This is a genomic window from Novosphingobium sp., from assembly GCF_036803765.1.
Taxonomy (GTDB): domain Bacteria; phylum Pseudomonadota; class Alphaproteobacteria; order Sphingomonadales; family Sphingomonadaceae; genus Novosphingobium.
Map to the genome: position 1 here is coordinate 89,505 of NZ_DAIRTS010000012.1, position 26,172 is coordinate 115,676.

25 protein-coding genes and 1 pseudogene are annotated in these 26,172 nt (G+C 66.1%); 6 read left to right on the forward strand and 20 right to left on the reverse strand.

Features of this window, described 5'->3' with window-relative positions:
* Window positions 1–3: 3 nt before the first annotated feature.
* The 20 genes and pseudogenes from hutC to V7Q48_RS10150 form a co-directional block, all read right to left on the reverse strand.
* Window positions 4–693, reverse strand: a complete 690-nt coding sequence (hutC, locus tag V7Q48_RS10055) for a histidine utilization repressor (protein WP_230588639.1) — start codon at window positions 691–693, stop codon at window positions 4–6.
* A gap of 191 nt (window positions 694–884) precedes the next feature.
* Entirely contained in the window at window positions 885–1,322 is a 438-nt protein-coding gene (locus tag V7Q48_RS10060; protein WP_333837923.1) for a DUF411 domain-containing protein, read from the reverse strand.
* A gap of 68 nt (window positions 1,323–1,390) precedes the next feature.
* The gene (locus V7Q48_RS10065; RefSeq protein WP_015449261.1) at window positions 1,391–2,632 is read right to left on the reverse strand and encodes an MFS transporter; all 1,242 of its coding nucleotides are present in this window, start codon (window positions 2,630–2,632) and stop codon (window positions 1,391–1,393) included.
* A complete protein-coding gene (locus V7Q48_RS10070; RefSeq protein WP_015449262.1) occupies window positions 2,626–3,612 on the reverse strand; it encodes a copper resistance protein B in 987 nt (328 codons plus the stop codon). The genes V7Q48_RS10065 and V7Q48_RS10070 overlap by 7 nt, the downstream gene beginning before the upstream one ends.
* A complete protein-coding gene (locus V7Q48_RS10075) occupies window positions 3,609–5,315 on the reverse strand; it encodes a copper resistance system multicopper oxidase (RefSeq protein WP_015449263.1) in 1,707 nt (568 codons plus the stop codon). The genes V7Q48_RS10070 and V7Q48_RS10075 overlap by 4 nt, the downstream gene beginning before the upstream one ends.
* A gap of 25 nt (window positions 5,316–5,340) precedes the next feature.
* The gene (gene adhP, locus V7Q48_RS10080; protein WP_333837925.1) at window positions 5,341–6,366 is read right to left on the reverse strand and encodes an alcohol dehydrogenase AdhP; all 1,026 of its coding nucleotides are present in this window, start codon (window positions 6,364–6,366) and stop codon (window positions 5,341–5,343) included.
* A gap of 26 nt (window positions 6,367–6,392) precedes the next feature.
* Window positions 6,393–7,913, reverse strand: coding sequence for an aldehyde dehydrogenase family protein (locus V7Q48_RS10085; protein ID WP_037447974.1), 1,521 nt, complete (start codon window positions 7,911–7,913; stop codon window positions 6,393–6,395).
* Between the two features lie 252 nt (window positions 7,914–8,165).
* Window positions 8,166–8,494: pseudogene (locus tag V7Q48_RS18280) on the reverse strand (hypothetical protein).
* A gap of 147 nt (window positions 8,495–8,641) precedes the next feature.
* Entirely contained in the window at window positions 8,642–9,043 is a 402-nt protein-coding gene (locus V7Q48_RS10095; protein WP_015449265.1) for a hypothetical protein, read from the reverse strand.
* Between the two features lie 318 nt (window positions 9,044–9,361).
* Entirely contained in the window at window positions 9,362–9,652 is a 291-nt protein-coding gene (locus tag V7Q48_RS10100; protein ID WP_007406388.1) for a hypothetical protein, read from the reverse strand.
* A 228-nt stretch (window positions 9,653–9,880) separates the two neighbouring features.
* Window positions 9,881–11,119, reverse strand: coding sequence for a glycoside hydrolase family 130 protein (locus V7Q48_RS10105; RefSeq protein ID WP_007406395.1), 1,239 nt, complete (start codon window positions 11,117–11,119; stop codon window positions 9,881–9,883).
* A 317-nt stretch (window positions 11,120–11,436) separates the two neighbouring features.
* The gene (locus V7Q48_RS10110) at window positions 11,437–11,877 is read right to left on the reverse strand and encodes a four-helix bundle copper-binding protein (RefSeq protein ID WP_015449267.1); all 441 of its coding nucleotides are present in this window, start codon (window positions 11,875–11,877) and stop codon (window positions 11,437–11,439) included.
* 14 nt (window positions 11,878–11,891) lie between these two features.
* Entirely contained in the window at window positions 11,892–12,335 is a 444-nt protein-coding gene (locus V7Q48_RS10115; RefSeq protein WP_007406411.1) for a DUF1622 domain-containing protein, read from the reverse strand.
* Entirely contained in the window at window positions 12,322–13,044 is a 723-nt protein-coding gene (locus V7Q48_RS10120) for a hypothetical protein (protein WP_007406380.1), read from the reverse strand. The genes V7Q48_RS10115 and V7Q48_RS10120 overlap by 14 nt, the downstream gene beginning before the upstream one ends.
* Window positions 13,041–13,769 (reverse strand): hypothetical protein, encoded by a 729-nt coding sequence (locus V7Q48_RS10125; protein WP_126001929.1) that lies wholly within the window; start codon window positions 13,767–13,769, stop codon window positions 13,041–13,043. The genes V7Q48_RS10120 and V7Q48_RS10125 overlap by 4 nt, the downstream gene beginning before the upstream one ends.
* A complete protein-coding gene (locus tag V7Q48_RS10130; RefSeq protein ID WP_030089529.1) occupies window positions 13,769–15,679 on the reverse strand; it encodes a 2Fe-2S iron-sulfur cluster-binding protein in 1,911 nt (636 codons plus the stop codon). Before V7Q48_RS10130 ends, V7Q48_RS10125 begins: the two co-directional genes overlap by 1 nt.
* A gap of 23 nt (window positions 15,680–15,702) precedes the next feature.
* Entirely contained in the window at window positions 15,703–16,023 is a 321-nt protein-coding gene (locus V7Q48_RS10135) for a hypothetical protein (protein ID WP_007406382.1), read from the reverse strand.
* A gap of 59 nt (window positions 16,024–16,082) precedes the next feature.
* A complete protein-coding gene (locus V7Q48_RS10140) occupies window positions 16,083–16,304 on the reverse strand; it encodes a hypothetical protein (RefSeq protein WP_007406426.1) in 222 nt (73 codons plus the stop codon).
* The gene (locus tag V7Q48_RS10145) at window positions 16,301–16,780 is read right to left on the reverse strand and encodes a heavy metal-responsive transcriptional regulator (protein WP_007406417.1); all 480 of its coding nucleotides are present in this window, start codon (window positions 16,778–16,780) and stop codon (window positions 16,301–16,303) included. The genes V7Q48_RS10140 and V7Q48_RS10145 overlap by 4 nt, the downstream gene beginning before the upstream one ends.
* Window positions 16,781–16,920: 140 nt before the next feature.
* Window positions 16,921–17,259: a hypothetical protein gene (locus V7Q48_RS10150; protein WP_007406371.1), complete on the reverse strand. Its 339-nt coding sequence runs from the start codon at window positions 17,257–17,259 to the stop codon at window positions 16,921–16,923.
* Between the two features lie 261 nt (window positions 17,260–17,520).
* Between V7Q48_RS10150 and V7Q48_RS10155 the strand changes: the two genes are divergently transcribed.
* From V7Q48_RS10155 to V7Q48_RS10180, 6 genes are all read left to right on the forward strand, one after another.
* Window positions 17,521–17,883, forward strand: coding sequence for a hypothetical protein (locus V7Q48_RS10155; protein WP_007406428.1), 363 nt, complete (start codon window positions 17,521–17,523; stop codon window positions 17,881–17,883).
* Between the two features lie 398 nt (window positions 17,884–18,281).
* Window positions 18,282–19,544, forward strand: coding sequence for a TolC family protein (locus tag V7Q48_RS10160; protein WP_013039107.1), 1,263 nt, complete (start codon window positions 18,282–18,284; stop codon window positions 19,542–19,544).
* Complete coding sequence (locus tag V7Q48_RS10165; protein WP_007406384.1) at window positions 19,541–21,031, forward strand: efflux RND transporter periplasmic adaptor subunit; 1,491 nt, start codon at window positions 19,541–19,543, stop codon at window positions 21,029–21,031. Before V7Q48_RS10160 ends, V7Q48_RS10165 begins: the two co-directional genes overlap by 4 nt.
* Window positions 21,028–24,171 carry an efflux RND transporter permease subunit gene (locus V7Q48_RS10170; protein WP_007406408.1) on the forward strand — a complete coding sequence of 1,048 codons (3,144 nt, stop codon included), beginning with the start codon at window positions 21,028–21,030 and terminating at the stop codon, window positions 24,169–24,171. Before V7Q48_RS10165 ends, V7Q48_RS10170 begins: the two co-directional genes overlap by 4 nt.
* A complete protein-coding gene (locus V7Q48_RS10175) occupies window positions 24,168–24,572 on the forward strand; it encodes a copper-binding protein (protein WP_007406376.1) in 405 nt (134 codons plus the stop codon). Before V7Q48_RS10170 ends, V7Q48_RS10175 begins: the two co-directional genes overlap by 4 nt.
* 281 nt (window positions 24,573–24,853) lie before the next feature.
* Window positions 24,854–26,116 (forward strand): hypothetical protein, encoded by a 1,263-nt coding sequence (locus V7Q48_RS10180; RefSeq protein WP_007683327.1) that lies wholly within the window; start codon window positions 24,854–24,856, stop codon window positions 26,114–26,116.
* The last annotated feature ends 56 nt before the right edge of the window (window positions 26,117–26,172 follow it).

Here is a 26,172-nt window from a genome sequence, read left to right on the forward strand (position 1 = left end):
TCGCTAGGTCCCAACAGAAAAAGCCGCCGATAGCTCGAACCGATTGCCCGGGTGCGTGAGCCAAGCGTGCGATACGAGACGTCCGCGACTCCAGGTTCTGCGCGTCATCATTAGCACTGGTTCTCCTTCAGCGAGGCCCAGCATTGTTCGCATGGCTGTATCCGGCATCGCCGCGCACACCCGGTGCTCTACTCGCTCGAGCGGGGCAACACGTGTCAGATATTCATTCGGCGTCGAGGCGCTGAAATCCCTCTCTCCGTAGCGTGGCGCAGCAGATGCCAGCACAAAGCGCTCCTCGACCTGAATTGGGAATTCGGTCTCGTGATGGACGATAAGCGAATGGAAGAGGCGCGTGCCCAAGCCGACTTCCAGCAGAGCTGCCCTTTCCGCATCAGCCCGTATCTCGATATTATAAATGACGCGCGCGCGATAGGCGTGGCCCCTGCCGCGCACCTCCTCCGCGATGTTGCGGATCTCGATCAGCTGCCCGATCGGCCGGGGCTCGGCGACAAAGCTGCCCCGCCCCGCCCGCCGTACCACGACACCGGCCGATTGCAGTTCCCGCAACGCCCGGTTTGCGGTCATGCGCGAGACTTTGAACGTCTCGACGAGCTCGGCCTCTGACGGCGTCTGGTCGCCGGGCTTCAGGCGACCTTCCCGGATGTCCTCGAAAATGCTGTCTTTGATCGCCACATAGCGAGGTTGCTTCTCCGCACCGGCAGCGTCGACCGCGGGTTCGCCCACAGAAGCAGCTTTCGTCCGGGGAGCGGATGCGCGGCTATGGGGGCGAGCGGGAGCATGCATCAAATGACTATACAGGTGGGGGCGAGCAAGTCCCAGTCATTCAAACAGGAAATCACCAGCGAGAGCCGAGGCGTGCGTGATCAATGCCGCGCGAAGACCTTCTGGCCCGAACTGCCGAACGACACCACCGCATAGGGTTGGCGGGCGGCGCCTGCCACTTCCATGCCCTCCGAGCCGATCGGCATCCCCGCCACCGCAATGCCTCTGACGCCTACGGGACGGGTTGCCAGCAGGCGCTTGATATCGGCGACCGGGACATGGCCCTCGATCAGATAGCCATCAACCATCGCGCTGTGGCAGGATGCCAGCGTGCCCGGCATGCCGGCCCTCCGCTGAAGCGCCCCGCGCGACGCATCGTTGCGCATGACGACCGTGCGGCCCAGCTTCGCGCGAAGCGCCTGGGCCCACTTCTCACAGCATCCACAACCCGGGTCCCGGTGGACGACGACATCATTCGCCGCAAGCGCTGCGCCGGGCAGGGCGAGGAACAGCAAGGCGGCAGAAAGACGGGTCTTCATGAACGGCTCCCGGAAGCATGCGATAGGGTTCCTAATGATCTATACGCATTGATGCCCCCTACCCCTCATCACGCTGAAGATTTCACGATGGCGCGCGGCCTCCAGGCGAGCGGCAAGGACACAAGCAGCGCCAGCGACAGACCACCAATCCCCCACAAGACTAAGTGCTGCGCCCCGGGAGCGACGACGGCGATCGCCAGCGGCGCGAGCGCCTGCCCGATGCTGGCGGCGGAATGCTGGAGACCGAGCTTCAGACCCGAAGGGGCTGCCGCACCGCTGATCCAGAAGCTGGTGACCAATCGAAGGGTTGCCGAGCTCCAGCCGGCAGCAACGATGATCCCACTGAGTTCGGCCATGCTCGCGGCGACAGGGAACAGGAAGAGCGCCGCAGCCAGCAGGCCGAGCGTCAGCCCCGCAAGCCGCCTCGGCATGGTCACCAGCCAATCGAGCCTCGCATGGAAGATCTGTGCTGCCAGCATGCCCAATCCGCAGAGACTGAGCATCCAGGCGATCTCTTCGCGGCTCAGCGAAATGACGCTCCGCGTCACCAGGAGATTGACATGCATCGCCGCCAGCCCGCCGCCCGCGACGATCGTGACGAAAAGCAGGATCAGCGTCGCGCCGAGCGTCGGCGCGGGCAGGTCTCCGCCATCGATGCAAGGTGCACACCAGCGCGGCAGACGCACGGCGCAAAGCGCCGCCCCGACGGCACCGATGCCGAAAGCGAGGATCATGAGGGGAGCGCGGGGCAGGATCGCGGCCGAGACCTCCGCCACCAGCGGACCGGCGAGATCGCCCAGAAACAAGAAGGCGGTCAGCCAGGTGAAGCGCCGCGCCTGGTCCGCGCGCTCGTTTGCGGCAAAGCTCGCGCAGAGCAAGCCCAACGGTATGATGGCGGCCGACGCCATCCCCGCCACCAGGCGCAATGCATAAAGCTCAGGCAGCCCGACGAGGCCGATCGGCGCGGTCACCAGGGCGAGGATGACCAGCGCTGCGCGCAACATCGCCCGATAGTCGACCCGGTCCGCGATCCAGCCCCAGAGCGGCGCCGCCAGCAAGGCTGCCAGGGGATGGACCGCGGTCAGGCTCGCGACATGAAAATCATGAGCGCTTGACGATAGCGCGCCACGAGCCGGGTCGACCAGTGCCGGAAGGAAGGCGAGAATGGCCGTCTGTCCCGCCGACGCCGCAGCCGCCGCGAGCAACAAGACGAAAAAGGAGGCCGGCCAGCGACCGTTGGCTTGCGATCCAGCCTTGTCACGCGGCGCGTTCGCGGTCGACCCCTCGAGTGGCCATCCGCGGATCACCACCAGGCGCGCAAGCCGATCACCAGCCTGTGTTCGGAAGGCCCTTCCCCGCGCAGGCGACGGAAATCGGCCGTGCCGTCAAATGCGCGCTCCCAGACGAAGCCGATATAGGGCGCGAACTTGCGCGACACCTCGTAGCGCAACCGTCCGCTCAGCTCGACATTGCTGAAGCCGCTGCCGAGCTGCCGATCGCTCGACCGCTTCGAATAGATATTGGTCTCCACCTGCGGCGTAAGGATCAACCGATTGGTGAACAAGACCTCATAGGACGCCTTGGCGCGCGCCGCGAGACGCCCATCGGTTCCTACATAGCCGGTGAGCTGGACGTCGAACCAATAGGGCGCCAGTCCCTCGACGCCGGCGGCCAGCCAGGTGGTCGCACCCTTGCCGAGATCCTGCCTGACCCCGAGCAGCGTGCCCCAGAACGGGTTCTTGCTGTGCCACCACAGCGCCTCGACGCTGCTCTCCGGATCGAGACGTTGGTCGCGGGAGTTCTTGAGCCCCTGGCTGCGCAGCCAGAGCTTGTCATTGTCCTGACCCTTGGTGACGAGCACGGTCCAGCCCACGCCCTGACCCTCGTTGCCGCTGGTGAACTCAAGCTCATCGACAAGTATCTTGGGGATTGAGAGCTTGTCGGCCATCTCATAGCCCGGCAGCGTCGAGTTGCGGTAGCCGTCGGCATAATCGTCCGAGTTGCGCGCGTCCGGCGGGGCCTGGCCGCCCTGCATCGAGCCCATGTCCATCGTGGCGCCGTTACCGGACGCCTTCGTGTCGGTCATATCCATGCCCGGCATGTCCATGCCCGCATGGTCCTGAGAGCCTTGCGCGGAAGGGGTGTGCTGAGCGGGAGTGGCCGTTTGGGCAGGGGTGGCGGCGGGCGACGGGGGCGAGGCATCCTGCGCGAGGGCGGGAGCCGTGATCGCCGGCGCCAGGAAGAGGGCAGCGCCAAGAGCGATGCCGCGCGAGGGGAAAATCCGGATCATGCGACCACCACCTCCCGGAACATGCCGGCCGCCATGTGATAGAGCAGATGGCAGTGGAAGGCCCATCGGCCCATGGCGTCGGCGGTGACGCGGAAGCTCACCCGCTGGGCGGGCTGGACCACGACCGTATGCTTGCGGACCTGGAAGGCGCCGTCCGGGCCTTCGACATCGCTCCACATGCCGTGCAGATGCATCGGATGCGCCATCATCGTGTCGTTGACGAAGGTGACGCGCAGCCGCTCGTTTGGCTTGAAATGAAGCGGCCTGGAATCGTTGAGCTTGATGCCGTCGAGCGACCAGATGAACCGTTCCATATTGCCCGTCAGATGCAGCTCGATGTCGCGCTCGGGCTCGCGCGGGTCGGGATCGCCGCCCGGCGTGCGCAGATCGGCCAGCGTCAGCACGCGCCAGCCGCGCCCGCGCAGCCCGGCGCCGGGATCGTCGAGATTGGTGCGCGGATAGTCGACGCGCATGTCGGTATTGGCGCCATATTCGGTGCGGGCGTGCCGTGCCCTGGCCGGCATCTCGGTCATGCCGTGCCCGGCATGCGCGTCGCCTCCCATTGCGCCCATCGTCGCCATCGCGCCCATCATGTCGACCGGCTCGAGCCAGGTCCGGGCATCGAGCGGCGGCACGGCTGCCGCCATGCCCGGGGCCGGTGCGATCGTGCCACGCGCATAGCCGCTCCGATCGATCGCCTGCGCGAAGATGGTGCGGGCGCCGCCCTCGGGCATGGTGAACTCGACGTCGTAGGTCTCGCCCGGGCCGATCCGGAATTCCTCGACCGTGACCGGCTCGACCGGCTGCCCGTCGGTCGATACGACCGTCAGCTCGACCCCGGGGATCCGCACGTCGAAGAACGTCGCCGTCCCCGCGCCGACGAAGCGCAGGCGCACGCGCTCGCCGGGCGCGGCGATACCGGTCCAGTTGCCGGCGGGCGGCGCGCCGTTCATCAGATAGGTGTAGGTCGCGGCAGAGACATCGCTGTAGTCGGTCGGGTTCATCCGCGAGCTGTTCCACATCCGCCGCCGCTCGAGCGCCTTGCCCAAGCCCATGGTGCCGACATCCTTGAGGAAATCGCCGGCGGTCGGCTGCGCAAAATTATAGTAGCTGCTCTGCTTCTTGAGATTGAGGAAGATCTGCAGCGGCGGCTCGTCCGACCAGTCGCTGAGCACGATGCAATAGTCGCGATCGGGCGCCCGCGCCGTCGGCACCTGTTTTGGCTCCACGATGATCGCTCCATAGAGTCCCGTCTGCTCGGCGAGCGTGTGAGCGTGATACCAGTAGGTTCCGCTCTGGCGGACCTCGAAGCGATAGGTGAAGGTCTCGCCCGGCGCGATGCCGGCAAAGCTGATGCCGGGCACGCCGTCCATCTCCGCCGGCACGATGATGCCGTGCCAATGGATGCTCGACATCTCCTTGAGGCCGTTGCGTACGCGCAGCGTGACCGTGTCGCCTTCGCGCAGGCGCAGGACCGGCGCGGGCACGCTGCCGTTCACGGCGGTCGCGATACGGCGTTTGCCGGTGAAGTTGACCGGCAGCTCGGCGATCTCGAGGTCGAACTCGGTCCCGCTCAGCTCAGCGGGCAAGGTTGGTGCGGATCGCGCGAGAAGCGCCGGGGCGAAACCGGCGACCGCGCCGCCGATCGCCAGCCCCTGGACGAAACGGCGCCGCGCGATCGGCCGGATATGTAAGGGAGACATGAACTGTACTTTCGCGAAGTCGGCTTCAGGCGAGGTCGAGGACGATCCGGCCCTCGATGTCGCCATGATGCATGCGGGAGAAGACGTCGTTGATGTTCTCCAGCTTGTCTGCATGGACCGTGGCCTTGACCTTGCCCTCGCCGGCGAACGCCAGTGCCTCGAGCAGATCGAGCCGCGTGCCGACGATCGAGCCGCGCACGGTAATGCCGTTCAGCACGGTGTCGAAGATCGACAACGGGAAGTCGCCCGGCGGCAGGCCGTTGAGCGCGACCGTGCCGCCGCGCCGGACCATGCCGAGCGCCTGCTGGAACGCCTTGGGCGAAACGGCGGTCACCAGCGCCCCGTGCGCGCCGCCAATGGCTTTCTTGAGCGCTGCCGAAGGGTCCTCGTTGCGCGCGTTGACCGTCAGTGTGGCGCCAAGGCGTGTAGCGAGGTCGAGCTTGCTATCGTCGATGTCGACCGCGGCCACATTGAGACCCATGGCTCGGGCATATTGCACCGCCATGTGGCCGAGCCCGCCAATGCCGGAGACGACCACCCACTCGCCGGGTCGGGCCTCGGTGGCCTTCAATCCCTTGTAGACGGTGACGCCCGCGCAGAGGATCGGCGCAATGTCGAGGAAGTCGACATTGTCGGGAAGGTGACCAACATAGTTGGGATCGGCGAGGACATATTCGGCAAAGCTGCCATTGACCGAATAGCCGGTGTTCTGCTGTTGGTGGCAAAGCGTCTCCCAGCCACCCAGGCAATGCACGCAGTGCCCGCAGGCGGTGTAGAGCCAGGGCACACCGACCCGGTCGCCTTCCTTCACATGGGTGACGCCGGCACCAATGGCGGCGACATGCCCGACGCCCTCATGGCCAGGAATGAAGGGCGGGTTGGGCTTGACCGGCCAGTCCCCTTCTGCCGCGTGCAGGTCGGTATGGCACACGCCGGTTGCCGCAATCTTGACCAGGACCTGCCCGGGGCCGACCGTCGGGATCGGCGCGTCCTCGATGACCAGGGGCTTGCCAAATTCGCGGACGACCGCCGCCTTCATGGTTTTCGCCATGTCCGTTTCTCCTTTTAAGCGGGGGGTCAGAATAGGCCGAGCGCGTGCTCGTCATAGGAGACGAGCAGATTCTTGGTCTGCTGATAATGATCGAGCATCATCCGGTGGTTTTCACGCCCGAAGCCCGATGCCTTGTATCCGCCGAAGGCGGCATGGGCGGGGTACTGATGATAGCAGTTGGTCCAGACCCGCCCGGCCTCGATCGCGCGGCCGAGCCGGTAGGCGGTGTTGCCGCTCCGGGTCCAGACGCCCGCGCCAAGACCGTAGGCGGTGTCATTGGCAAGTGCGATCGCCTCCTCGACCGTCTTGAACGTGGTGACCGACAGGACGGGACCGAAGATCTCCTCCTGGAAGATGCGCATGTGGTTCTGACCCACGAACACGGTCGGCTGCACGAAATAGCCCTGGTCGAGCGCACCGCCCGGCAGCGCCCTGGCGCCACCGACCAGACACTGCGCGCCCTCGGCCTTGCCGATATCGATATAGCCCAGGATCTTGTGGAGCTGGTCCTCCGACGCCTGCGCGCCGACCTGGACCGACGGGTCGAGCGGATCGCCCTGGCGGATCGCGGCGACGCGCGCCACGGCGCGCTCGATGAAGCGGTCGAAGATCGACTCATGGATCAGGGCGCGCGACGGGCAGGTACAGACCTCGCCCTTGTTGAAGGCGAACAAAGTAAAGCCTTCGAGCGCCTTGTCGAAGAAGGCATCGTCCTCGTCGAGCACGTCCGCCATGAAGATGTTGGGCGACTTGCCGCCAAGCTCCATCGTCTGGGGGATCAGATGGTCCGCCGCGGCGTGCATGATCTGCTTGCCGGTGACGGTCTCGCCGGTGAACGAGACCTTGGCGATGCGCGGATTGGCGGCGATCGCCTGGCCAACGGTCCGTCCCGGGCCGGTAACGACATTGAGCACGCCGGGCGGCAGGATGTCGGCGGTGAGCTCGGCGAACATCAGCAAGGTGAGCGGCGTCTGGGATGCGGGTTTGATGACGGTGCAGTTGCCCGCCGCCAGCGCCGGGGCGATCTTCCACGCCGCCATCAGCAGCGGGAAGTTCCACGGGATGATCTGGCCGACGACGCCGAGCGGCTCGCGGAAATGATAGGCCATGGTGTCCGCATCGATCGTCGAGATGCCGCCTTCCTCCGCCCGGATGCAGCCGGCGAAGTAGCGGAAATGGTCGATCGCGAGCGGCACGTCGGCAGCGCGCGTCTCGCGGATCGGCTTGCCATTGTCGATCGTCTCGGCAAGTGCCAGCAACTCCAGATTGTCTTCGAGCCGGTCGGCGACGCGATTGAGAATCCTGGCGCGTTCGGCGGGCGCGATCCTTGCCCATTGATCCTTGGCGGCGTGCGCCGCATCGAGCGCGCGCTCGACATCTTCCGGCGTCGACAGCGCGAACTCTGCGATCTGGGCGCCATTGATCGGGCTCGTGTCGGCGAAATACTCGCCGCCCGCAGGAGCGCTCCAGCGGCCTCCGATGAAATTATCATAGCGGTGTCGGAAGGAGGCCGCCGCGTTAATGGTCCCGATCGCCTTCTCGAACATAACCTGACTCCATCTCTATCGATGGCCTGACGGAGTAATCTCTTTGCCCGGGTGGCCTATAAGTAAGTTCCGCAGAAGGTAGTCTGGTATCGGGGTCGCGGGCTTGAGGGTCAGACACGCCAACAGAGCCGATGACTATTCATCGACTCCTGAACGTATTCGCGCACGCCTGATCGGAATTATGCCGAGACAGGCGTTACTCGGCCGAGTCTTCTTTTGGCGAGGGCGGCGCTTGGCATTCCAATTCTGGCGTTACGCCCGGACGCGCTTTAGGCTCACCCAATCGCCTTTCTGAAGCGTCCCGTCCCTCACGCGGAAATGAGCATAATGGTCGTCGAAAATCTGGTCGACTTCGACATGACCGACAAGACGGCGGTGGCGCGGCGTTGCGTGATAGACTTCGAGTATCTGCCCGATGTGCGCGCCATCGGCCTTACCCAGGCAGGCCACTGTGCCGCCCGCATCCATACGGACGATCTTGCCGCGCATGAACAAGCTATGGCCGATACCCTGTGCGAGGAGCGGCGTGCTGCCAAAGAGCAGAAGCCAACAGCAGCACCGACGCCAAGATGTTTTCGCATCGCTGTTTCCTCTGTCAAGTCAGACGCTCGGACCCGGTTTTGAAAGCTGGGAGCACGGGGCGACGCTGGGCATCGTCAAAGAACTGGCCCGCCGCGGGGGAACGGCGGGCCCTCAGCCCCTGGGGTCTGTTCTCGGGGCTGGAAACCTCACATGTCGCTCATCGGCTTGTCGGCCATGGGCTTGGCGGTCTTCTTCTTCGCCGCCGGCTTGGCCTTCTTCATCGGCATCTTGCAGCAGCCACTCTTCGCCTTACCGGCCATGCCCGAGCCGTTCGATGCAGGCGAGCCGCCGGACATGCCGGCCATCCCCGACATGCCCTGTTGATCCTGCTGGGCCGGTTGCCCCTGCTGCTTCTGCGCGCCGGCCTGATGATCCTTCATCATCTGATCGTGCATCTGCTGCCCGCCATGATCCATGCCCTGCTGGTGGGCATGGGCCGGCGCAGCCTGCGCGGGCGCGGGCGTCGACTGGGCGAGAGCGGTGCCGGCGGCGAAGGTTAGCGTCGCGAAGAGGCTGACGGGCGCCGCGAGAAATGTCGTCTGTCGCATTGAGGGTCTCCGAGTGTTCTTCCTGTTGCCCGATCGACGTTCCGATCCCGGCAATTCCGAAGCTTCAATGCTGCTAGCGAGACGCTGTCTGTATACGTAAGTTACGAATCGAAATCCGATCGGCCGTGTGCCTGCTGGAGCAGGCGCGTAAAATGATGATCCGGGATCGATCAAAAATGTGACCCGGCCTGGTTTTCTCGTCCTGAGACCGGCCAGAAAAGCGATTGGCCCGCCGTGGGAACGGCGGACCAAGGCTTCGGTTGAAAGCGGCCATGATCTTGTCCGTCAACCTTGTCGTCTGATGGAATGATGGCAGGGTCAGCAACCACCGTCCGACCTGTGTGACATGCCGGAGGCGCCGTCCTGGTCCTGCGAATCCCGCATCGCCATTCGATGGCCCTGCATCATCTGGCCGTGCATCTGCTCCTTACCGTGAGCCATGCCCTGCATGTGGGCAGGATCGGGCTGGGCAGGCGCCGGCCTGGCCTTGAGGGTCTCCTCAAGATCGGGCATGCCCGGCGGCATCCCGTCCGCCAGCACCGGTCCGGCACTGACGGCGAGGAAGCCGAGAGCTGCGAGCGAAGCGATCATTGCCGTCTTCTTGCGCAAGTATCCATTCCTTCAAGTCTGGGTTTCCCGTTCGATCGAGCATATGCCCGGTCGATTGTCGCCCCTTCCGGAGCTTGCCCGTGAAATGGTGTCACCTTCCGCCTTGCTGTATACGTAATGTGCGAAGTCCGTCTCTGAGATGGCCATAAATTATCGCACTGGCATCGTTGTTGTGCCGATGTGTAACTATGGTTCGGACTCGAGAGCAGGACAGGTCGGCAACAGTGACTAATCCATGGCGGCCAGCAGACGCTCGAGAGGAATAGTGGCAAAAGTGGTGAAGCTGTCAGCAATGGCATAAGGCAGTACCAGCACCCGATTATGTACCATCGCGCCGCAGCTGTAGGCTACGTTTGGCACATAACCTTCGCGCTCATCCATGTCCGACCGCAAAAGCGGTAGCTTCGTCCGCGCCAGCAGCTTCGAGGGATCGTCACGGTCCAGCAGGCACGCCCCGATGCAATAGTTCCGAACGGCGCCGACTCCATGAGTTACGACCAGCCAGCCTTCGTCGATCTCGATCGGCGATCCGCAATTACCGATCTGGACAAACTCCCAAGGCCAGCGAGGTTCGATGGCTTTCGCTCCGCCACTCCAGTCGTGAATGTCCGCGGACGTCAGGAACCAGATATTTTCGTTATCCTCGCGCCCAAGCATGGCAAAGTGCCCGGCAATGCGTCGGGGGAAAAGCGCCATGCCCTTGCTACCGGTGGCATCCCCACGCAGCGGTCTGAGTTCGAATGTCCGGAAGTCCGGCGTGGACAACAACTCCTGCCGGACGGACTGGCCGCTAAATGCCGTATATGTACCGAAATAGGTGGCTCGGCCATCGTCGTCCAGGAAGCGGACCAAGCGAAGGTCTTCGATGCCACCACGCTGGCTGGGGGTTGTCGGAAAGATCACGATCTCCGAGAGATCGTGGCTGCCATCGCACTTGATCCGAATGCCCGCGTCCGGCCCGTCCTCGCCGGAGATGTTTTCAGTCTCCAGCACGAGCGGCATGGGGCTCGGAGGATTGATTGCTATGGTTCCGTCCGCGGCGCAAAACCCGGTGCGAAAGGTGACGGAGGAGATATGCCCCTCGCCCACGCCTCGCAGGGAAAGAATGAATCGGAGAGAGTTTTCAGGTACAGCAGACTGATCAGGATGCAGGACGATGCTCGGATTGAAAAGCGCTGCTGCCTCATAGGAATATTCGTTGCAAAAATGGGCACCGATCAAGAGCGCCTGTTCATGGGTGACCTCGCAATCACAGACGATGATGCCATCAACCTCGTGGAACCGCCGCAAAAACAGGGACGGAACCTCACGATGCCTTCCCGAGAAATCATCAAGAATGCGTTGCAACTCATCGTGGAGCGATGCTGGGTCGAGCGCCAGGACGCGGTCGGCGATGCGCTGCGCACGTGGCTGATCCGGTACCGCATATTTATAGGTTTCCGTCGACGGCATATAGGGTCTGATCACTACCCTTGCTGGATTGGGGCGGAGCAATTCGGGTAGCCGGTTGACAAATTCGGCGGTTGACACTGACTTCTCCAATACAGATCGACCGTGGAGCGTTCACGCAATCGTAAAGATGGTGCTCGGCATTACCCGACTATCGGGTGGCGGCACGGAAGGCTCCGGCGATGGCGGGTGCGATGATTTCCGCCGTTGCCGGATACTCGGACTTTGTGCCACGTGCCATGATCGCTGTCCTGGCGTAGTTGTCGGACACACAAGCTGTGACCGGGGGCTCTGGCCTGAACGTGACTATGTGGGGCACGTGCGAAGCGCGCCGCTCAGCTCGACATGTCCGCCATCGTTCGGCAGCTCGCCGCGCATTTCTTGCAGGTGGCCGAGCAACGCGCGATCCGCTGGTCCGCGCTATGGCGTCCGCATTCCTCGGCGCAGCGCTCGCAAGCGTCGGCGCAGGCGCGGCAGACGATGCGGTGCAGGGCAGATTCCCGCAGCATCGAGTTGGCGGTCGCCTGGCACAGTTCCGCACAGTCGTTCAGCATGGCGATCAGCGACGCCGTAGCTGACGCGCCGCCTTGCTTCGTCAGCCAAGCGGCGGTTTCCAGGCACATGCGGTGCGAAGCCACGCAATCGTCGATGCAGTCCGTCATCGACATCGCCATCCCTTCCATTCGATGCTGCTGCGCCGCCGCCGGCACAGCCAGCGTTCCGGCGGCGGCAAGGCCGGCGCCGGCCATCAGCAATTCGCGTCTCTCGATCATCATGCACCTCCCATCTGCTATCCCTTGAGCGCTGTGCCGCATCCGGCGGCCTCAGCCGTCGCAGGCGACCCATCCGACGCCGCACGCGCCTTCTCCCGCGCCATCCGGGTTTCCTCCCAGGGCCAGTGGCCGTTGATCTCGACCCCGAGCGAGATGCTCAGGAAGGTCCGCACCAGCACCAGCCCGGCCAGAACGATGAGATCGTCGAGCGTTGGGTTGATCACCAGCGACTTGACGATGTCGCCGGCGACCAGAAATTCCAGGCCGAGCAGGATGCTGCGGCCGAGCGCCGAGCGGAACGCGCTATAGGCCTCGGTTCGGTCGCCCGCCCTCGCCCGCCGCGCAAACAGAAAGGTTGCGAGCCCCGCGCCGACCAGGATGGTCAGCGTGCCCGCCAGTTCCAGGCCGATCACCGCGAGCCGGAAGAAGGCGCTCAGCCAGTCGGCCTCAATGGTGATCATACCAGCCTCGCTTGCGGATATTGTTGAAGCTGTCGGTGGCGTGACAGGCATAGCATTGGTCGACGCGCGCCTTCGATCCGGCTGCGCGCTGCGAGACCATGCTGAAATGCTCCATGAAGTGACTCGGCGGCGCCTTGTGGCACTCGGCGCACTGCGTCGAATTGACCGATGGATGGCGGTAATTGGCGATCTTCCAGCTGTCGGTCTTGTGGCAGCTCGCGCAGTCGGTGCCGAACAGGCCCTGGTGCGGATCGCGGAACGCATGGCAGCTCGCGCAATTGAGCGCGGTCTCGGGGGTCAGGCTTCGAGTGTTTGTCGACATGCCCGCCAAAGGCTGCCGCCACTTCGCCATGTCGAGCAACGCGGCGTGATCCATGCGGATGATGCCGCGCTCTCCCTCATGTTCGACGTGGCAGGAGGTGCACTGCGTCGCTTTCGCGTGGAACTGCGTCGACTGCTTCGTCCCGAAATCGGTGCCCGCATGGCAGGTGAGACAGGTCCGGGTTTCGACGCCCTTGCCCGGCGTGTGGCAGGCCGTGCATTGGCCGGCAAAGGACTGGTGCGCGCTCGAGAGCGGGCCGGGCGAGACGAGCTGCGCCACCAGGCCGGCATCCCTCGGCGCGTCCGATCGCATCCGGATCGCGACCGCGGCGACCATCACCAGCAGGGCTGCGATGAAGACGGCGTAGGAAAGACGCTGCCAGCTCATAGCCAGCGCAGCCCGTAATAGATCGCCGCGCCGACGTGGAGCGCGAGCAGCGCGAAGATGAGACAGCCCAGCAGGATGTGCAGGAACCGCCACCGCGCGAACAGGGTGTTGGTTGCCTCTTCGGCACGGATCGCGAATTCGGTATCGGCCAGCGCTGCGGCGATCCCCGCCTTGTCCTGGGGGCGCTGGCCCGCGGACGCATCCCCGGCGACGAACAGATAGCGCTTCCAGCCCGACAGCGGCGGGGCTGCGGTATCGGCCTGCGTCGGCGCCGCCGGCTCCTCGAGGAAGGCGGCGCGAAGCGAGGCCAGTTCTGACCTGCGTCCGCGCAGCGCCCGACCAAGCTGGGCAAGCAGGTAGCGGCCGATGAAGCCGGTGATGACCGTCATCAGCAGGAGGACGGTCAGAAGCAGGCCGACCGGGCTTTCGAGCTTGTGCGCGGCGTGGACCAGACCCAGGATCGGCGCCAGCACGCCGGCATAGACGTGGATGGCGAGCAGGGTTGGCTTGCTGACGACCCGGGAGAGCGCCTTGTCGACCCAGGCGATGTGCTTGGCCGCGACATAAGGAAGCGTCAGCAGCATCAGCACGAGCGCTGCGATCCCGATGATCCCGCCGGCCAGGCTACCCGGAAAGCGGGGCGACACATGCACGAGATAGCCGAACGGGAACAGCAGCAGGAACGCGACCAGCAGGCCCACGGCAATGTCGCTGCGTTCGCGCATCAGGCTTCGACCACGAGCGGCGTGCCCGTCCCCTTCGCCTGGCACGCGAGCACATAGCCTTGCGCCTTGTCGGCGGGCGCAAGGCCGGATTCGACCTCCATCGTCACTTCGCCCTGCAGCAGCTTGACCACGCAGGCGCCGCATGTGCCCGCACGGCATGCATAGGGGATCTCGACGCCCGCGCCCTCGGCCGCCTCCAGCACGGTCTCGTCCGCGGGCAAGGCCGCCGACACCCCCGACACGGAGAAGGTCACCGTGCTCGGCGCCACCTCGGCGCTCGGGGCCGGCTTATCCGCTGGCGGGGGCGCGGGCTTGACCTCGAGATCCTCGTGGTCGGCCGGCAGCGAGGCCGGACCGAACGCCTCGGTGTGCAGCTGCGCTTCGGGGACGCCGAGTTCCGCCAGCACGCCGCGCATCGCGCCCATCATCGCCGGCGGGCCGCACATATGGATGCGCCGGCTCGCGATCTCCGGCACCGCGGCCAGGATCATCTCGCGCGTGATCGGCCCTTCGGGGCCCATCCAGACGGTGCCGGGCGCGCGCTGCATCGCGGCGACGACATGGAGGTTGGGAAAACGGCGTTCGAGCCGCTCGAGCTCGTCGCGGAACACGAATTCCTCGGTCGACCGTGCGCCGTAGAAGAAGAAGATATCACCCTTCCACGCGGTGTCGGTGAGATAGCGCAGCACCGACATCATCGGGGTGATGCCGACCCCGCCCGCGATCAGCACGATGCTCTGGGCATCCGTTCCCGTGAAGGTGAAGGCGCCGAACGGTCCGCTGACCTTCAGCAGATCGTCGGCGACGACCTTGTCGTGCAGGTATCGCGAGACCACGCCCTGCTCCTCGCGCTTGACCGTCAGTTCGACATAGGCCCGCTGGGTCGGCGAAGAGGCGATCGTGTAGGAACGGCGCGCGGTCTTGCCCGCTTCGGGCTCTACCTCGACCTGCAGGAACTGGCCCGGCAGGAAGTCGAACGGCAGCCGGTCGGCGGTCGGGTCCGCGAGCCGGAAGGTCAGCACGCTCGGCGTCTCTCGCACGATCTGGACCACGCGCAGCTGCCCCGCCCAGCTTTTGGGCTTGCGCAGCGACGCCCCAGCGGGTGCGGCCGCATTGCTCGGCGCGAGCCCGGCGCTGTCGGCAACGGGTGCAGGCGCGGGCGCAACCCTGGTAGCGGGAGGGGCAGCCTTCGGCTCCGGCTTTGCTGGAACCTTGGCGGTGGCGACACCGCCGGCGATCGCCCCGATCCGCCGCAGGCGGAAGATCTGCAGCGCGATAAGCGTGGCGCTCACCAGCCCCAGGAACAGCATGAGAAGGAGGTGCGAGGGCGAGATGCCGAACCAGTGATCGGCATGGCCGGGCGCGGCCTGGTCGATGTCGAGCTGATCGCGCAGCCAGGCAAGCCCGACCTCCCGGGGCGGCTGCAAGCCCCCGATCGCGCCCTGCGCGGCGGTGCCGGAGCGGAACAGGTCGGTTCCCTCGCGCAGGCGCCGCGCCGCATCGAGCCGGGCCGAGACCGTGGTCGCACGCGCGCCGTCGGCCGAGGCGGCGTTGATCATCGCCAGACCCGTGCTTACCCGTTCGCCGGCCTGCGCAGCGACCCGCTGCCTTGCCGCTTCGTCAAGCGCGGGAAAGGCGAGCAGCTGCGAGATGAAGCCGGTCCGGCGCGATTCGTGGCCGTGCTCATTCTCCCCTTCCCCATTGATCATGCGATCCATCATGGGGTTCATCATCTTCGCCATGTCCGACGACCCCGGCTCTGCCGGTGCGGACATGCCCCCGCCGGCCGGCATGCCTGCGCCATGATGCGCGGCATGATCCTCGCCCTCCTGCGCGCCCGCGCTCGCGGACAGGCTGAGAGCGATTGCGCAGCCGAGGCTCAAGCGTCGAAGGCTGATCCGCCTGGACATCCTCATCCCCTTAGTGTGCGAGCCTACATATCCTTCATCGGCATCGCCGCATTGCCCGGCGCGGGATCGGGTGCCGGCGCGGTCTGGTTGCCGGCCCCGGCGCGCATCGCGTCATGGTCCATCGCCTGACGGTGATGCCGCTCCATCTCGGCCTGGTTGCTCATCGCGTCCATCGGCGCCGCGTCTGCAGCGTTGCCGCTGTCGGTCAGGACCGGGGTGGCGGCGACGCTGTTCGCCGCGGGCGGCACCGTCTGGTCGGCCTGGCGGTCGCAGCCCGAAAGCGCGAGCGCCAGCAACAGGCTTCCGCCGACAAGTGGAAGGGCTTTCTTCGCATGGTCGATCATGGCTTTGCTCCTTGGCTTGAAAACTGTGTCCGGGCGCCATCCCTGGCGTCCGGACCGGCTCATTGCGCGCTGCGCAGAATCCGGAGACACCGGTCGTGCGAGAGGTTCATCGGGTTGCGCCCCTGCCCCTTCATCTCGCCATGATCATGCGGCGTCTGGAGACCCATATTGCCCTCCATCGCCCGGCAACTCTCGACCTGCGCCGAGGTCGGCCGCGTGGTCACACAGGCGCCTAGAAGCAGCGCCGGCGTGAGGACGGCGATCAAACGCATTTTCTTCATGACAAAACCCCTTTCGCTCGTGGTGATCGTTCGTCCTGCGCTGCCTGATGTTTCTTGTTATGCTGCTGGTCTTTCCGCCGCGCCGTCAGGAAGGCGAGGATCGGGCAATCGGAGACCGGCACTTCGCCCGGGCATTCGTCGGCGAGCATCCGCAGCATGTCGCGGATATCCGACAGGCGCTCGAGCCGGGCTTCGGCGTCCGCGATCTTGGCAAGCGTGATATCGAGCACGGCCTGGGCATGCGCGGTGTCCGACGCCCTGAGCGCCAGCAGCTGCCGGGCCTGTTCGAGTGTGAAACCAAGCTCCTGCGCCGAGCGGATGAAATTGACGCGCTCGAGGTCGGTCGCGTCGTAGAGCCTGTAGCCCGCTGCCGTGCGCGCGGGCTCGCGCAGCAGGCCCATCCGCTCATAATAGCGGATCGTATCCCGCCCCACGCCTGCGGCCGCGGCCAGTTCGCCGATCTTGAAATTGCCCATGTCATCCGCTCGATCATGCCGGTTGGACCATGGTCCAGGGTCAAGCGGTTTCGCTTTGACCCCGAACGGTCTCCTCGTCGCCGGCGGCCCGCTGCCCCGACGCGTCGCAGGGCAGCCCGTGCCGCCGGGCCACCGGCTTGTCAGTTCTTGCGAAGCTCGACGATGTCGTGCCTGGCAGGCGTGCCGTCGGCGACGGACACGTGCGCGAAGTGATCGTCAAAGATATGGTCGATCGTCACATGGCCGACGAGCTGGCGGTGATAGGTCGGCGCCACGCCCTTGGACGGACCCGGATGGGTCACGACGCGATAGACCTCGAGCTTCTGGCCGACCTCGGCGCCATCGGCCTTGCCGATGCAGACGACCGTGCCGTTGCTGCCCGTGTCGACGATCGAGCCGCGCATGAACAGGCTGTGCCCGATGCCCTGGGCCATAGCGGGGACGGCAGCAAGCATCGAAATGCCGGCAAGCGCGACCATGAGAGTTTTTCTGACCATATTCACCTCCTTGGATGGTAAGCCACCGCCCGGACTTTGCCGAGGGGAAGAGCGTCTCTTCAGGCTTGGGACTACGGTCCCGGGTCCAGCCTCGATATACGTAGAGGCCGCAGCCGATCTTCTTCCCCGGGCCGGATCTTTATTGACGCGGAGTTGACGGAATCAGCCGTCAGCACTTCAAAATCCGCGCGGCGCGAGACTTTGGTTGGCTGCGCCCGCGAAACCCGCTAGATATCGAGGCCCGTGAAACGCCTGCTCGCCCTCCTGCTCGTCATCGGAGCGCTGTCCGGTCTCTTCGGAGCCCAGATGGCGGCCGCGCACAGCGTGCCGCAGGCGGCAGGCGCGCCGCTGGCCAAGGGCATGGATGCGGACTGCATGGCGATGATGGCCAAGCAGCAGCCTGCGCCCAGCGAAAAGCCCTGCAAGGGCCTGACGCTCGATTGCATCGCCGCGATGGGGTGCGTGATCCCGCTGGTCGCAGCGGACCTGGCAGGCGGCGTTGCGCCTGCGCGTCTCTACGACGCGCCCAGCTTCTGGACGACCGACACGATATTGACCGGCAAGGCGGTTGCGCCCGAGCCGGATCCTCCCACCAGCCTTGCCTGATTGAACGAGCACGGGCTGCGCGCATCGATCGATGCGTGCGCGCCCGGTTTCCTTCTTTTCAGTCAAAGGTTTTCGTGATGATCAAACTGCTTCCGGCCGCCCTTGTGGCGGCCCTCAGTCTCGCCGCGCCTGCGCTTGCAACCGACGCGAGCCGCACGCCGCAAGGCCATTGGGAATGGCGGTCGGCGCCGCAATATGGTCCGCGGGCGACTGGCCCTGCGCGTGTCCGCATATGGGTGCCCGACAGCCGGGACATGGCCAGCTGCGATTGCGCGATGATGCAGGCAAGCGCCGCCGACTGCATGCGCGGCGCAGTCAGGTCGGACAAGGGCTAAACCCGCTCCGGAGCGGCGCGTCACATCTTGGCGCGCCGCATCTGTCATGAGGGGATGATATCCATGATCATGATGCCGAGGCGCGCTGTGCGACGCCTGTTGCTCTCTATCGGTGCGACGCTTGCGAGCGCCTGGGCCGTGCCGGTGTCGGCCGGCCCGCTCACCTACGAGCAGGCCGTGAGGCTCGCTGCCGCCAACGCGCCAAGCCTCAAGGCGCGCGCGGCGGCGACAGCCGGCGCCCGCTCTTCGGCGGTCGCGGCCGATCGCCTGCCCGATCCGACGCTCGACCTGGGCCTGCAGAACTTCCCGGTGAGCGGCCCCAATGCCGGCAGCTTCACGCGCGACGATTTCACTATGGCGACGATCGGGTTCAGCCAGACCTTCCCCAATCTCGCCAAGCGCCATGCACGCGCCGCGCGCGCCGCGGCCGATATCGGTATCGCCGAGGCGGGCGAGCTGGTCGAAGGCCGCAACGTGCGGCTCGAGACCGCCCTCGCCTGGGTCGATCTCTATTATGGAGAACGCCGGCTCCGGCAGCTCGACCTGCTCGATGCCAGCCTCGACGACCTGCAGAAGACCGTGACCGCACGCCTGGCGTCGGGCAGCGCGCGCCCGAGCCAGGCGCTCGAGCCCGACCAGCTCCGCGCCGCCATCGCCGATCGCCGCGCCGAGATGGCTGCGGTGGTGGCGCAGGCGCGGGCCCGGCTCGCGCGCTATACCGGCGACCCCGACCCGCAGGCGACGGGCGACCCGCCGATGCTCGATGTCGATCCGATCCGGCTACGGGCCGGGATCGATGCGCTTCCCGCCCTGCGCGCGCAGGACGCGCGGATCGCAGTCGCCGAAGCGGACGTGCGTCTCGCGCGCGCCGACAAGCGCCCCGACTGGAAGGTCGGCGTCACCTATGGCCGGCGCGATCCCATGTACGGCGACATGGCCTCGGTCGGCGTGTCGATCGACCTGCCGCTGTTCGCCGGCAAGCGCCAGAACCCCAGGATCGCTGCAAGCGAGAGCCTTGCGCAAGGGGGTCGGTTCGACCGCGAGGCGATCCGCCGCGAGCTGGTGGCGCAGCTCGACGCCGATCTCGCAGACCATGCCATGCATCTCTCCCGGTTGCGCAATGCCCGCGAGACGCTGGTGCCACTCGCCAGGCACCGCGCCGAGCTCGACCGCGACAGCTATGGCGCCGGCAAGCTCGACCTTGGCGCCGCGCTGCTCACGACGCTCGGGCTCGCGGAGGCCGAGGTCGAGGCGCTCAACCGCGAAGCCGACGTCGCGCGCGACGCGGTCCGCATCACTATCACCTATGGGGAGGAGCGGCCATGACGCTCGATAAATCCGCGCTGCGCTGGGGCGCATCGATCCTGGCTGTCGCGCTGCTGGCCGGCGGCACAGGCTATTGGGCTGGCCATCGCCAGGCACCGCAATCGGAGGCGACCACGCCCGCCGGGGCAGGCAAAGTCCTTTACTGGTACGATCCGATGTTCCCCAACCAGAAGTTCGACAAGCCCGGCAAGTCGCCCTTCATGGATATGCAGCTCGTGCCGCGATACGCGGACGGAGGAAGCGCCGGCGCGGCCCCCACGGTCGCCGTCGATCCCGCCGCGCGGCAGAGCCTGGGATTGCGGGTCGTCGCGGCGAAGATGGGCAGCCTTGCCTCGGCCCTCGAGGTCACCGGCACGATCGACTTCAACCAGCGCGACGTCGCCGTCATCCAGGCGCGTTCGGGCGGGTTCGTGAGCCGCGTCTATGCGCGAGCGCCCGGGGACGTGGTCCGCGCCGGCGCGCCGATCGCGGACCTGCTCCTGCCCGAATGGGGCGGCGCGCAGACCGAATATCTGAGCGTCAGGCGGCTCGGCAAGCCCGACCTCACCGCGGCCGCGCGCCAGCGACTGCGGCTGATGGGCATGTCCGACGGCCTCATCGCCAGCGTCGAGCGGAGCGGACGCCCGAACGGCGTGGTGACGATCACGACGCCGATCTCGGGCACGATCCAGACGCTCGACGCCCGTGCCGGCGTGACGCTCGCCATGGGCCAGACGCTCGCCCAGGTAAGCGGGCTCGGCACCGTCTGGCTCAATGCCGCGGTGCCCGAAGCGCGCGCGGGCGATGTCCGGGTCGGCCAGAATGCCAGCACCACGCTGGCGGGCTTCCCCGGCGAGCGCTTCGCCGGCCGGGTGATCGCGATCCTGCCGACCACGCAGGCCGACAGCCGCACGCTCACCGTGCGGATCGAGCTGCCCAACCGGGACGGCCGGTTGCGGCCGGGCATGTTCGCCAGCGTCGCGCTTGGCGGCGATGCCAAGCCGGCGCTGCTGGTGCCGAGCGAAGCGGTGATCCGCACGGGCAGGCGCACGCTCGTCATGCTGGCCGCAGGCGACGGGCGCTATCATCCCGCCGAGGTCCGCATCGGCCGCGAGGCAGGCGGCGAGACCGAGATCCTTGCCGGCCTGTCGCCCGGCGAGAACGTCGTCGTCTCGGGGCAGTTCCTGATCGATTCCGAGGCGAGCCTGTCGGGAATCGAGGCGCGGCCGATCGGCGGCGGTGCGGCATCGGCGACCATCGCCGCGCCGGCGTCGAAAGCCACGCTGTACGAGACGACGGGCAAGATCGAGCGGATCACGGCCAATTCGGTGACGCTCAGCCACGAGCCCGTTCCCGCGCTCGACTGGCCGGCGATGACGATGACCTTCGCGCTCGCCAATCCGGGCATCGCGCGCGGCTTCAAGGCGGGTGACCGGGTCCGGTTCGGGTTCGACCGGCCCCCGGCGGGACCGACGCTGCGGCATATGGCGAAGGTGGCGGGCCAGTGATCGCCCATCTCATCCGCTGGTCGGTGAGGAACCGCTTCTTCGTCGTGCTCGGCATGCTCGCGCTGGTCGGCGCGGGCCTGTGGGCGGTGCGCTCGACCCCGATCGACGCGCTGCCCGATCTTTCCGACGTGCAGGTCGTGATCCGCACTTCCTATCCGGGTCAGGCGCCGCAGATCGTCGAGAACCAGATCACCTATCCGCTCACCACCACCATGCTGTCGGTGCCCGGCGCCAAGACGGTGCGCGGCTATAGCTTCTTCGGCGACAGCTTCGTCTATGTGATCTTCGAGGACGGCACCGATCTCTACTGGGCGCGCAGCCGCGTGCTCGAATATCTCAACCAGGTCCAGGGTCGGTTGCCGGCCAGCGCCCGCAGCGCGCTCGGGCCGGACGCGACCGGGGTCGGCTGGGTCTATGAATATGCGCTGGTCGACCGCACCGGCCGGCACGATCTCTCGCAGCTTCGCGGGTTGCAGGACTGGTTCCTGCGCTACGAGCTGAAGACCGTGACCGGCGTGGCCGAAGTCGCCAGCATCGGCGGCATGGTCAAGCAGTACCAGGTGCTGCTCGATCCGGTGAAGCTCGCGGCCTACGGCGTAACCCACGCCCAGGCAGTGCAGGCGATCAGCCAAGCCAATCAGGAAGCCGGCGGCTCGGTGCTGGAAATGGCCGAGGCCGAATATATGGTCCGCGCCTCGGGCTATCTGAAAACGCTCGACGATTTCCGGGCAATCCCGCTCAAGACTGCGGCGGGCGGCGTGCCCGTCCGGCTCGGCGATGTCGCCACGATCCAGGTCGGCCCCGAGATGCGGCGCGGCATCGCCGAACTGAACGGCGAAGGCGAGGTCGCCGGCGGCGTCGTTATTCTTCGGTCAGGCAAGAACGCGCGTGAGACCATCGCGGCGGTCAAGGACAAGCTCGCCGATCTCAGGAAAAGCCTGCCGCCGGGCGTCGAGGTGGTCACGGTCTATGACCGCTCGCAGCTGATCGATCGCGCGGTCGAGAACCTCACCCGCAAGCTGGTCGAGGAGTTCATCGTCGTCGCATTGGTCTGCGCCCTGTTCCTCTGGCACGTCCGCTCGGCGCTGGTCGCGATCCTGACCTTGCCGCTCGGTGTGCTGGCCGCGTTCGTCGTAATGCGGTTCCAGGGGGTGAACGCCAACATCATGTCGCTGGGCGGCATCGCCATCGCCATCGGCGCGATGGTGGATGCGGCGGTCGTCATGATCGAGAACGCCCACAAGAGGATCGAACGCTGGGAGCAGGATCACCCGGACAGACATCTCGATGGCGAGATGCGCTGGATCGTCGTCACCGAGGCGGCGGCCGAGGTCGGGCCGGCGCTGTTCTTCAGCCTGCTGATCATCACGCTGTCGTTCATTCCGGTCTTCACCCTGGAGGCGCAGGAAGGCCGGCTGTTCGCGCCGCTCGCCTTCACCAAGACCTATGCGATGGGCGCGGCCGCGATCCTGTCGGTGACCCTGGTGCCGATCCTGATGGGATGGCTGATCCGGGGCCGCATTCCGGCCGAGCAGGCCAATCCGGTCAATCGCTGGCTCACCAATATCTACCGGCCCGCGATCGACTGGACGATGAAGCGGCCCAAGGCAGTGCTGCTGATCGCGGCTCTGGTGTTCGCCACCACGGCCTGGCCGCTCAGCCGGCTCGGCGGCGAGTTCATGCCCAATCTCGACGAGGGCGACCTGCTCTACATGCCCTCGGCGCTGCCGGGCCTCTCGGCCGCCAAGGCGAGTGAGCTGCTCCAGCAGACCGACCGCCTGATCAAGACCGTGCCCGAAGTCGAAAGCGTGTTCGGCAAGGCCGGCCGCGCCGAGACCGCGACCGATCCCGCGCCGCTCGAAATGTTCGAGACGACAATCCAATTCAAGCCCCGCGACCAGTGGCGGTCGGGCATGACGCCCGAACGCCTTGTCGACGAGCTCGATCGCCGGGTGAAGCTTCCGGGTCTCGCCAATATCTGGGTGCCGCCGATCCGCAACCGCATCGACATGCTCGCGACGGGCATCAAGAGCCCGATCGGGGTCAAGGTGTCGGGCAGTGACCTCGCCGAGCTCGACCGCATCGCGCATGATGTCGAGACCGTGGCCAGGAGCGTGCCCGGCGTCAGCTCGGCGCTCGCCGAGCGGCTGACCGGCGGACGCTATGTCGATGTCGACATAGACCGCGCCGCCGCCGCGCGGTTCGGGCTCAACATCGCCGACGTCCAGGCCATCGTCTCCGGCGCGATCGGCGGCGAGACGATCGGCGAGACGGTCGAGGGCCTCGCCCGCTATCCGATCAGCGTGCGCTATCCGCGCGAATTGCGCGACAGCCTCGAAAGGCTGCGGGCGCTACCGATCCTGACGCCCGCGGGCCAGCAGATCACCTTGGGCACCGTGGCAAACGTCTCGATCGCCGAGGGACCGCCGATGCTCAAGACCGAGAATGCCCGGCCTTCGACCTGGGTCTACGTCGATGTGCGCGGGCGCGATCTTGCCTCGGTGGTCGGCGATCTGCAGCGTGCGGTGGCGAAACAGGTCAGGCTCTCGCCTGGGGTCAGCATCGCTTACTCTGGCCAGTTCGAATATCTCGAGCGCGCGGTCGACCGCTTGAAGCTGGTCGTGCCCGCGACGCTGCTGATCATCTTCGTGCTGCTCTACCTCATCTTCGGCCGCTTCGACGAGGCGGCGCTGATCATGGGGACGCTGCCGTTTGCGCTGACCGGCGGCATCTGGACGCTTTATCTGCTGGGGTTCAACCAGTCGATCGCCACCGGGGTCGGGTTCATCGCGCTCGCCGGCGTCTCCGCCGAGTTCGGGGTGGTGATGCTGATCTATCTCAAGAACGCGCTGGCCGAGCGCGGCGCACATCCGGACGCTGCCGAGGTCGAGGCCGCCGTGCGCGAAGGCGCGCTGCTGCGCGTCCGTCCCAAGGCGATGACGGTGGCGGTGATCCTGGCCGGCCTGCTGCCGATCCTGCTGGGATCAGGCGCGGGTTCGGAGGTCATGAGCCGGATTGCCGCGCCGATGATCGGCGGCATGCTGACCGCGCCCTTGCTCTCAATGTTCGTCCTGCCCGCCGCCTACCTGCTGTTGCGCCGGCCCAAGACCGATCCCATCCCTCAACCCGTTTCATCATGAAGGAGAAGACGATGAACCATGCACGACTGACCATTGCCCTCGGCCTCGCCGCCCTGACTGCCGCGTGCGGCAAGAAGGCGGAGGCCCCCGTTGCGACTGAGACCAACGAGGCGGCGCCCGCCGCGACCATGAGCGGCGACATGGGCAACATGTCGATGGCGCCTGACGCGAACGCCGCGATCAAGGCCAAGGGCCATGGCACCGTCACCGCGATCGACAAGGCGGCAGGCACGATCACGCTCGATCATGGTCCGATCCCGGAGGCCAAGTGGCCCGCGATGACGATGGCGTTCAAGGCCGCGCCGTCGATCACCGATGCGGTCAAGGTCGGCGACAAGGTCGATTTCGACCTCTCGCTCAAGGGCAGCGATGGCGAGGTCACCGCGATCGCAAAGCAGTGATCCGCTAAGTTCGACCGGAAAAAGCTGGTTGCGTCGCCGCTCCCGGGCGGCGACGCCCGTGCCGGCCGTCTGCCTGGCTGTGCGCCCGGTCGACGGTTGCGACCGGCAACGCCCAATGCCAGCGGCGTTTCCCTGCGCGATCACCCACAATTTGAGCACGCTTCGCGGATCGCACATTGAACGTGCAAGCCGCCCTTGCTCGCGATAGCCTGAACGGCAAGGAGCCCAGTTTAGATGACCCAGCCAGTATGACCTTGTTACCCGCGACACATCATGATCTCGTGAGCGAGCTTGTCCGTCGTTGGCGAGACGATCCCGGCGCCACCTATCGCTCCTGGTTTCTGTGGGACGAACGGCTGAAAAACTTCCGCTCCATCCGTCGCGGGCTGCAGCAGGTGGTCGCAGAAATCGAAAGTGGGCGGTTCGGCGTCGCCTATCGCGGCTCGTCACTGGAAACGGTTGTCCACTCGATCGCCGAACAGCGGCAGATCTTCAAGGGCGCCGACCATGCCTGGCTGTGGAAGCCCAAGCTGCGCATTCCAGACATCTACGAAAGCCCGGACAACCAGCGGGCGTTCGGTCGCCTGCTCGACAATTGCTCGTGCTGCGATACCGCCGAGGAGATCATCAGCCACATCCGCAGCATAGACGCGCTCAAGATCAAGGGGCTGGGGCCGGCGGCGGCCAACCTGCTCTATTTCCTTCACCCGACGCTGGTGCCGCCCTTCAATACCGCGATCGTCAAGGGCTACAATGCCGTCACCGGCGCCAAGGTGAAGCTCGGGTCATGGGATCATTTTCTCGCCATGCGCGCCGGCATCCTCGACCTCAACGACCGTTACCGCGAGTTGCTCTCCAACGATCTCGGCGCGATCGGCGGACTGTTGTTCGACATTGGCTCGGGCCGCTATCCCGCGCCACCGCTGGAGGATGACGCAACGGCGGCCGACGACTGGCTCGGCAGATTGGAACATGCCAGAGCGGAGGCAAGCCGGCTCGACAAGACAGCCGCCGCGCAGGGCGAAACCGATCGCACGCACGCCGAAATCCAGGCCTGGCTGCGCGACCTCGGCCATGCCCTCGGTTACGATGTGTGGATCGCCGCCAATGACCGCGGTCGACTTCACGCTGGCTGCCCGCTTGGACAGGGATGCCTCGAGCGCCTTCCAGACGCCATTGCGACCTCTCCCGGAGCGGACTCGATCCGCCTCATCGACGTGTTGTGGCTGGCGAAGGGTGGCGACGGCGTCGCCGCCGCGTTCGAGGTTGAACATTCGACCTCGATCTACTCGGGGATCGTGCGCATGCTCGATCTGGCGCTGTCGGGGAGCGATCTGCACGCTGCCGCCGGGCTATTCCTGGTCGCACCGAATGCGCGCGAGCAGGACGTTCGCGCGCAACTCCGTCGCCCGGCTTTCAGCCGTATTGCCGATCTCGACTTCGCCTATCTGCCCTATGGCGAGCTGGAGAGAAACAGGGACGCGATCGCTCGTTTTGGAACGGGATTGAAGGCCATCAAGGCGATCTCAAGCCCCCTTCCCTGAAAGGGGGCGTTTGCGGGAGGGGGCGGAATCCTACGCCAAGCTCGCCCAGATAGCCG